Below are 8,733 nucleotides of genomic sequence, written 5' to 3'. Positions count from 1 at the left end.
ACTTTATAAGCATAGCCGCCAAAGGCGGCTATCCACAACCCTCGCAGCCACAGGCTGCGTCAAACCTAAGAACCTTCGGGGCGAAAGCCCCGTCAAACTTAAGAACCTTCCCCTCCGAACCCTCCGGCCCCAGGCCGGTCCATCTTCAGAACCTTTCGCGCCCAAAGGGCGCTGAACCCTATGAACCCTCACGCCAACGGCGTGTCCTGAAGTCTCTAAAGAAAGAGGTATGTATGGATGATATTAAGATTATTTACATGACGAACCATGACAGACGATATGCGGCCATTAAGAAGGCCTGCGATGCACTGCAGGAGGATGGGAGGATTTCGGACCTCTGTATTCCTGTTTTTCTGGAACGGACCAGTGACTGGGACCGGTCCTGGGAGAGGAAGATGAAGGGCGCTTCCCTGGTGATGATTCACCTCATGAAGAACGGGCTGAAATCCCGTTTCTGGAAGGATTGCCGCAGTTTCCTTGAAAAGTCGGGGATTCCTTACTTTGTGGATGCGGTGGACGGAGATACAGCGGAGCACAGCGGAGCCCTCACCGATGATATGATGAAACGGTTCCGGGAATACTGCCTCTACGGCGGCATGGAAAATTTCAAAAATCTCTGGCTCTATGGGTCTTCTCTTTTTGACAAGTCCATGGCAGAGCCGCCGGCGCCCCAGAGCTATACCTGGGCCGGCATTTACGACAGGGACAGTGACACCGGTTTCACCACGGACCTTTCTTCCTTCCTTCAGAAATTTTCCGGCGACGGAAAGCCGGTTATGGGCCTCCTGTTTTACAGAGAAGAATGGATCTGGGGGGATTTGTCCTACCAGAATGCTTTCATAGAGGAAGCGGAAAAACAGGGATACCATGTGCTTCCGGTATTTGCCAACGGTTCTCCGGACATGAGCCTTGGCATGCCCACCCTGTCCGATGTGATTTCCACCTATTTCATGAAGGACGGGAAAGCGGTCATTGATTCTCTGGTGAGCACCATGAAATTTTCCCTCACCGGCAGCGGAAAGGCCAGCATTGATACGCTGAAGAAACTGGGGGTCCCTCTGCTTACGGCCTATACCCTTCTGGTTTCTGAAAAGGAATGGCGGGACAACGGGGAAGGTCTCAACGCCATTGAAACATCCATTGCCGCTGCCATGCCGGAACTGGACGGCGTCATTCACGGCGTGCCCATTGCAGGCAGGGTGAAGAAGGACGATGGTACCGTGGAATTCAAGCCCATTCCTGAACGCATCACCCGCATGGTGGGGAAGGCCGGCAAATGGGCGGCTCTCCATAAGATGAAGAACAGCGATAAGAAAATCGCCCTCATTTTCCATAACTACCCCGCCAAGAATTCCAATATCGGCAGTGCCTCCGGCCTGGATACCATGGAAAGTGCTATCCGCCTTATGACACGCATGAAGGATGAAGGCTATACCATCGATTTCATTCCGGAAACTACGGAAAAGTTTATAGAGCTCATGACCTCCCATGCCACCAATGATATTTCCATGATGACCGAAAAGCAGGCAGAGGAATGCCAGAAGCTTTCCGCAAAGGATTATGTGGATTTCTTCCATACCCTGGGCGAAAATGCACAGAAGAAAATGGAAGAGGAATGGGGGAAGGCGCCGGGGGACGTGATGATTTCCGAAAAAGGAAATATCCTGGTACCCGGCACCATGGACGGCAACATGTTCCTCACTGTGCAGCCTTCCCGGCAGTACGGCATGGACCCCTCCAAGGCCTACCATGACCCCTATATCGCGCCGACCCATCAGTATCTGGCCTTTTATTACTGGCTCCGCCATGTGTGGAAGGCGGACGCCGTCATTCACATGGGCACCCACGGCAATCTGGAATGGCTGCCGGGAAAGAGTGTGGGCCTGGATGAGGAAAGCTATCCGGACATTGCCCTGGGAGATCTGCCCAATGTGTATCCCTACCATATGACCATCACCGGCGAAGGCATGATTGCCAAAAGAAGGGCCGCCGGCTGCCTCATCGGCTACGTGCCGGCCCCGGTGTCCGATGCCGGTGCCTATGATGAAATCGAAGAACTGGAAAAGACGCTGGACGAATATGCCCATATGAAGGAAACAGGAAGCGGCGCCGATGACATGGAGCGGGCCATCCTGAACCTGGTGAAGAAGGCAAAACTGGACCAGGACCTTCCCTACAAGGAAGGGGAGGACTTTGATACCTATGTAGGCAGCGTCCACAATTACATTGAAGAACTGAAGGACAGCGAGGTCCATGTGGGCCTTCACATCCTGGGGCAGCCTCTGGAAGGAGACCTTTTGACCGACGGCATTCTCCAGCTCCTCCGCCTGTCCAACGACAAGGTGCCTTCCATTTACGACCTGTGGGCTGAAAAATACCACACCACCCTGGACACTATCCAGAGCCGGTCCTCTGAAGTGGATGAAGACATGAAGTGCACCTACGGCGAACTGATGAGCCGCATCAGAAAGGAAGCCAAGGCTGTCATCAAGGCCGTGCAGGACGGCGGCTTCACAGAAGAGGCGGTATCCAAAGCCCTTTCCCTTCCGGAAGCGGAGGGAGTAAGGGAATGGAAGGAGAAACTGGAAGGACTTCTCTATTTCGTGATTCATGAAATCTATCCGCGCATCGAAAGAACCACCGAAGAAATGGACCACACCCTGGACGCATTGGATGGACGGTATGTGGAGCCGGGACCCTCCGGTTCCCCCAATGCCGGCGGAGTGAGCCTTCTTCCTTCAGGACGCAATTTCTACGGCGTAGACCCCAGAACCATGCCGTCCCCCACCGGCTGGCGGCTGGGCGTGAAGCTGGGGGACAAAATGATTGAAAAATTCATTGCCGACCAGGGCAAGTACCCGGAAAACATCGGCATGGTCCTCTGGTCCGGCCCCAATATGCGCTCCTCCGGCCAGGACATCGCCGAATTCCTCTACATGCTGGGCATCCGTCCCGTATGGCAGAAGGGAAGCCTCAAGGTATCGGACCTGGAAGTGATTCCTCTCTCCGAGCTGAAGCGGCCCAGGATCGATGTTACCGGTCGTATCAGCGGCCTTTTCCGCGACACCCTGCCCCAGCTGGCAGAACTGATGGATAAGGCGGTGCTCCTGGCTGCCTCCCAGGATGAGTCGGACGAAGACAATTTCATCAGGAAGCATGTGAAAGAAGACACGAAGCTCATGGAAGATGAAGGGGTGGATGCAGACGATGCCTGGAGAAATGCGGCATTCCGCATTTTCGGCGATGCTCCCGGAACCTACGGCGCCGGCGTGAATACGGTGCTGGACTCCAAGAACTGGCAGAATGAGGACGACCTGGCCAATGTGTATGTCCGCTGGGGCGGCCACGTATTCGGCGGCGGAAACCGGGGTGTCTTCAAACCGGAGCTTTTCAAGAAGAGACTTTCTTCCCTTGACCTTACCGTGAAGAATGAAGAAAACCATGAAAGCAATATTTTAAGCTCCGATGACTACAACGCCTTCCACGGCGGCATGATTGCAGCGGTGAAGAGCCTTGGCGGCAAAACGCCGCAGTCCTATGTAGGTGACAGCACCAACCGCTCCGCCGTGGGCGTGAAGACGGTGCAGGAAGAAATGAAACGGGTCTTCCGCAGCGAATCCATGAACCCGAAATTCATCGAAGGCCTTATGAAACACGGCTACAAGGGAGCCACGGACCTGGCAAACCGGCTCTCCATCAGCTTCCAGTGGGATGCCACCAGCGGCGTCATGGACGACTGGATGTATGAACAGTACGCCAAAAAGTACGCCCTGGACCCGAAGATGCAGCAGTGGATGAAGAAAGTAAATCCCTGGGCTCTGCAGAACATGGCGGAAACCCTTCTGGAAGCAGACCAGCGCAAGATGTGGAATGCAGGCGATGAAATGAAGGAAGAACTGCAGCAGCTCTACCTTTCCGTGGAAGGGGAACTGGAAGATGACGGAGACGACGATGAATAACCTGCCGCCTATCCGCATGCTGGTGCTTACCCTTACGGGCCGATGCAACTTCGCCTGCCGCTACTGCTATGCCTCCGATGTGGAAGCCGTGGATATGGACGAAGAAACGGCGGTGCAGGCGGTGATGATGGCCGGCGCATCGGGCGAGCGGTTCCTTCTCCAGTTTTCCGGCGGCGAACCGCTGCTCCGGTTTCCCCTCATAAGGAAACTGGTTCACCTGGTGGAGGAAAACCATTTCGACGCCCAGATGCAGATCCAGACCAATGGCTCCCTCCTTACCAGGGACATGGGTCGGTTCCTTTATGACCATAACGTGGGCATCGGTATTTCCTGCGACGGCAGGCCCTCTGTCATGGACAGGACAAGGCCCGCCAGGGACGGCTCCTCTTCATCCAAAGCCGCCGCCCGGGGCTTCCAAAATCTGGCACAGGAGGGCATCGGCACCGGCATTACCTGCGTGGTGACGGACGACATGGTGAAGGACCTTCCAGGCATTGCAGACATGGCCCATTTCTACGGCAACGTTCATCAGGTGGGCTTTGACATCCTTCGGGAGCAGGGCAGGGGAGGCAGTCTTCACGAGCCGACGGCGGCGGATATGGAAAAGGCACTGGAAGCGGTGTACCGCCGCATGAATATGCTGGGAAAAGTGACGGGCCGCCATATCCATTTTACCCAGGAAGACCGGGTGGAGCGTCTTGCCCGCACGGGAAACTACGAATTTCCCCAGTGCTACGCCATGAACGGCGAGGCTGCCTTTATTGATGTACATGGTTATATTTACGCCTGCTCTTCTCTTATGGGACGGGAAAAATACCTGCTGGGCACAGTCAAAACCGGCAGGGATCCGGCCAAGGTAAGGGAGGTGGGCGCCTTTATAAAAAGGGCTATGGCCAAGTGCCGAAGCTGTGAATACTTCCCCCTCTGCGGGGGCGGCTGCTTCTCAAGGTGGCTGGATAAGGACGGTCATGTAAGGCCGTCTGATGCGGAATGCGCCATGAAGAAATTCTTCATCCGGAAGTATTTGGAGAAAAAGGGCTTGGCAGAGGCTTAACGTCATTGGGCAGAGAACTGGAGAGGAAAAAGGTTCATAAGGGTGGTGGTGGGCGCCCTGCGGGCGCCATTATGAAGAAAACTTTGCAACTGTTCGCAGGGCGGAGGTCTGTTCCGCGCCAGCGGAATTATAAATCTCATCGCCGTCAGGCGATACCACACCCTTTGAACCCTCCGAACCCGAGCCGCGAAGCGGCTCACCAGCCCACTAGCCCACTAGCTCACTAGTTCACTATTATTTCTAATACACAAGGAGGATATATGAAAAGACAGGGAACTTTCCCATTTACTGCCATTATCGGGCAGGACACCATGAAAAAGGCACTGGTGCTGAATGTTGTAAATCCGAAACTGGGCGGCGTGCTCATTCAGGGGGAAAAAGGCACCGCCAAGTCCACCGCCGTTCGTGCGCTGGCAGATCTGCTGCCGCCGAGAAAGTGCATCAAGGGCTGCCGTTTCCACTGCGACCCCGATGACAGGGCCAACTGGTGCGATGAGTGCCATGAAAAATATGACCACGAGGAGCCGCCGGTGGAAATGCTTCCCATGAAGGTGGTGGAACTTCCGGTAAGCGCCACAGAAGACCGCGTGGTGGGCACCCTGGATATCGAAGCGGCCATCCGTGAAGGGAAGCGCTCCTTTGAAACCGGCATTCTGGCCGACGCCAACAGGAATATTCTCTACGTCGATGAAATCAACCTGCTGGACGACCATGTGGTGGATGTGCTTCTGGACTCCGCCGCCATGGGTATCAACACCGTAGAACGTGAAGGAATTTCCTACTCCCACCCCGCCCGTTTCTCACTGGTAGGCACCATGAACCCGGAAGAAGGGGATATCCGTCCTCAGCTTCTGGACCGCTTTGCCCTTTCCGTGAAGGTGGTGGGCGAACAGGACCCGGAAAAGAGAGCTGAAATCATTAAGAGAAGACTCGCCTATGAAGCGGATCCGGAACCATTCCTGGAACAGTGGAAGGACGAACAGGCAAAGGAAGTACGCCGTATCGAAAGGGCCATGAAACTGCTGCCCCAGGTGACCGCTTCCAACGATATTCTCCTTCTGGCAGCCAAGATTTCCATTACCCTTGGCGTAGACGGACACCGCGCCGACATTACCCTCATTAAGACCGCTGAAACCATTGCCGCCGTGGCAGGACATACAGAAGTCACCAAAGAAGACATCCGGGAAGCTTCCAGACTGGCTCTGCCTCATCGTATGAGACGCCGTCCCTTCGAAGAACAGACGCTGGACTGGACCGAAGTGGACAAGGTCATTGACGATGAAGCGTAATCTATTTCCTTTTGCCGCTGTCTGCGGAATGGAAAAAGCCAAAGAAGCCATCCTCCTTACCCTGGTGAACCCCTTTGCCGGCGGACTGCTCCTTTCCGGAGAAAAGGGAACAGGCAAGTCCACCCTGGTGAGGAGTGCCCGGGAGCTGGTGGATGCGCCCTGGGTGGAAATCCCCATCAGCATTACGGAAGACCGGCTCTTTGGCTCCATTGATGCAGAAGAGGCTATCCGCAGCGGTCACAAGAAACTCCTTCCCGGACTGATTGACGAAGCGGATAAGGGAATTATTTATATCGACGACGTGAACCTCCTTCGGGACGACCTCCTTTCTGCGGTGCTGAACATCCGCGAAGCCGGCGGCTACCGTCTGGAAAGGGATGGGCTGTCGGAACAGCGAGATACGGCTTTCACGGTGCTTGCGGTGATGAATCCGGAAAGCGGCACCCTTTCTTCTTCCTCACTGGACCGGTTCGGTCTCTTTGCACAGGCGGACCCCTCCTACGACGATGAAACCAGACTGGAAATCATCCGCCGGGTGCTGGACTTTGAAAAGGACGGCATCGCTTTTCGGGCCAAATGGCAGGAAGAAACGGATGCACTGAAGAAAAAAATCAAAGACGCCAGGGCTGCCCTCTCCAAGGTAGAGGTATCTGCCGCCATGATTCAGCTGGCTGCGGTGTACACACTGAAAGCCCACGTGGCAGGCCATCGGGCGGATATTTACCTCATCGAAGCGGCCAGGGCAGAAGCTGCCCTGGAAGGAAGAAAGTACGTACTGCCTAAGGATTTGGAAAAGGCTGCAGAATTCGTCCTTCCCCACCGCATGAGAAAGGCGGAAGAGCAGCAGGGACAGCTGTCGGAAGAAATGCCGCAGAAGCAGCCTGAAGAGGACAATAAACCTCAACAGGAAGAAGAGCAGCAGACTCCCCAGGATAACGAATTCAGCCATCCACCGGAAGCACAGCCTCCCCAAATCAATACGGAAGACGCCGACGACAGCAGCCATGAGCAGAATCAGGACAACGCCCAAATGTCCAATCCCCGCGGCCAGAGCCGGGAACGCATCGACGATGCGGACCTTCATGTGAACCTGCCGCCCATGTGGATTGAACCGTCGAAGGACAGGAAACCGAAAAAAGGCAGCGGCAAACGAAGCCTCACTATGACTGACCTTATGCAGGGCCGGTATGTAAGGGCAGAAATTCCAAAGGCCAAAACATCGGACATTGCCTTCGACGCCACCCTCCGCGCCGCAGCGCCTTACCAGAAGGCAAGACCCTCCAACGGCTGCGCCGTGGTCATCCGTAAAGACGACCTTCGGAGCAAGGTCCGTGAAAAGCGGACAGGAAATATTTTCCTCTTCGTCGTGGACGCCAGCGGCTCCATGGGCGCCAGGGAAAGAATGAAAACCGTTAAAGGCGTGATTTTCAAAATTCTTCTGGATGCCTACCAGAAAAGAGACCGGGTAGGCATGGTGGCTTTCCGCAAGAACCAGGCGGGAGTCCTCCTTCCCGTTACTCGGTCCGTGGACTTTGCCCAGAAGAAACTGGCCACCATGCCCACCGGCGGCAAGACCCCCCTGGCCAAGGGACTGCTTAAGGCAGAAGACGTACTGGATATGCTCTATAGGCAGGATGCCAACCAGGACCCCGTCATGATTCTGATCACCGACGGCAGAGCCACCAGCTCCTTGAACAGAGGCACCAACCCCGTCACCGATGCACTGGAAGAGGCCAAACGAATCGGCCGGAGAAATATCCCCGTAGCCGTTATTGACACGGAGTCCGGCTTCATCAAACTTGGCCTGGCCAAAAAACTGGCCAAAGCCATGGGAGCCTCCTACTTCCAGGTCGATAAAATTTCAGAAGACCAGCTCCTCCACATCTGGAGAACCGCGGCCAATATGTAAGAAAATCCCGGTACTGCGGTACCGGGATTTGGTTTTTGAGTCATATCTGCGTTGGAAAGTATTCACAACGGGGAGGCGGGCTGGTTCAAAGGGTTCAGAAGGGTCATAGGGTTGTGGTGGCGCCCTGCGGGCGCAATATAAAGAAAACCTTTACAACCGGGCTTTCGACCGGGGAAAACAGGCAAACCGCCCTGCGGGCGAGGGAAAAACCCCCTTTGGTGGCTGGCGCCACCACCTTTCCCCCAGCGAAGCTGGGGGCACTATGGGTGCTAAGCAATGTGCCACATGATACCAGAGGTAAGCGTAGAGCGATTTATTCTGCCCCCTGAATAGGGTGGCAAAGGAACTGGATTCGTAGGGGAGCAAAGCAACCTGAGAATCGTGTGACACGCTTCACACCGTGGCGAAGGTGGTGCCGTAAGACACCAAGGGGGGAAGTCGCTGTGAAGACCCTGCATAGGGTCTTCGAGTCAGCCAAAGTTGGCCCTTAGCCTGCCCATAAAAGGGCCTTCCTTTTAACTG

The 8,733-nt window shown here is 55.2% G+C and carries 4 protein-coding genes; all 4 read left to right on the top strand.

Annotated features, from left to right (window positions below; all coding sequences use genetic code 11):
* Window positions 1-233 precede the first annotated feature (233 nt).
* The 4 genes from cobN to QZQ29_RS07810 all read left to right on the top strand — a co-directional run bounded on the left by cobN (window position 234) and on the right by QZQ29_RS07810 (window position 8,211).
* Window positions 234-3,959, top strand: coding sequence for a cobaltochelatase subunit CobN (gene cobN, locus QZQ29_RS07825; protein WP_296962066.1), 3,726 nt, complete (start codon window positions 234-236; stop codon window positions 3,957-3,959).
* A complete protein-coding gene (locus QZQ29_RS07820; protein ID WP_296962064.1) occupies window positions 3,937-5,013 on the top strand; it encodes a radical SAM protein in 1,077 nt (358 codons plus the stop codon). Before cobN ends, QZQ29_RS07820 begins: the two co-directional genes overlap by 23 nt.
* Before the next feature lie 260 nt (window positions 5,014-5,273).
* Window positions 5,274-6,302 carry an AAA family ATPase gene (locus tag QZQ29_RS07815; RefSeq protein ID WP_296962063.1) on the top strand — a complete coding sequence of 343 codons (1,029 nt, stop codon included), beginning with the start codon at window positions 5,274-5,276 and terminating at the stop codon, window positions 6,300-6,302.
* A gap of 28 nt (window positions 6,303-6,330) precedes the next feature.
* Window positions 6,331-8,211: a VWA domain-containing protein gene (locus QZQ29_RS07810; protein ID WP_296962061.1), complete on the top strand. Its 1,881-nt coding sequence runs from the start codon at window positions 6,331-6,333 to the stop codon at window positions 8,209-8,211.
* Window positions 8,212-8,733: the final 522 nt, after the last annotated feature.

The organism is uncultured Dialister sp., from assembly GCF_900538805.1.
Taxonomy (GTDB): Bacteria; Bacillota; Negativicutes; order Veillonellales; family Dialisteraceae; genus Dialister.
The sequence above is the reverse complement of the archived record's forward strand: the minus strand, read 5'-3'. Positions and strand labels throughout refer to the sequence as shown.